Source organism: Candidatus Nitrosotalea sp. FS (genome assembly GCF_011319475.1).
Lineage (GTDB): Archaea > Thermoproteota > Nitrososphaeria > Nitrososphaerales > Nitrosopumilaceae > Nitrosotalea.
Map to the genome: position 1 here is coordinate 1 of NZ_RCMC01000088.1, position 649 is coordinate 649.

2 pseudogenes are annotated in these 649 nt (G+C 39.5%); both read left to right on the plus strand.

What is annotated here, in order from left to right:
- Positions 1-367: 367 nt before the first annotated feature.
- Positions 368-460: pseudogene (locus DYY66_RS15850) on the plus strand (hypothetical protein); the annotation flags it as partial.
- 9 nt (positions 461-469) lie between these two features.
- Positions 470-649 (plus strand): annotated as a pseudogene (locus DYY66_RS13955) (hypothetical protein); the annotation flags it as partial.

Below are 649 nucleotides of genomic sequence, written 5' to 3' on the forward strand. Positions count from 1 at the left end.
CTCCAACATTGGGTATTTCAGGTAATTATGGTAATCCCGTTACCTTAACTCCAAAAATTGGTACTCAAATAGATCCAACACAAATTCAAGTAACATGGTCTAACTATGATTCTGGTACAGTTAACATACAAATTGTGGCAACAATGAGTGATAATTCAACCAAGACATTTACGCCTGCAGGTGTGACTGCAAACGGGACTCAGATATTCAATACAAATGACTTTGCAGTGTTAAAGACTGGAGGTAAAACTATTTCTTCACTGGCAATTACAGCAACAACTACAAAAGTAACTCCAACTACTACCCAAGTAAATGTATGGGTATTAGGTGCAGGTGCCTCTGTAGTTCTTGGTCAAACTGATCTTANAATAATGCTGCAAGTTCAGCTGCTTCACTTGATGAGCCAAGTGCAATAACATTTGATACTAGCGGCAATCTATGGGTTGCAGATTCAGGCAACAACCGCATATTGATGTATCCCCAAACCAACCTTGGTACAAATGGTACTCCTGCAACAACAGTTATTGGTCAAACTGATCTTAAATCAAATAAAGTTCCAGCTCTCCCAACTGCATCATCACTAAATGCTCCAGAGGCTCTTTTTTTTGACTCTGCAGGAAATCTATGGGTTGCAGATTCAGGCAACAAC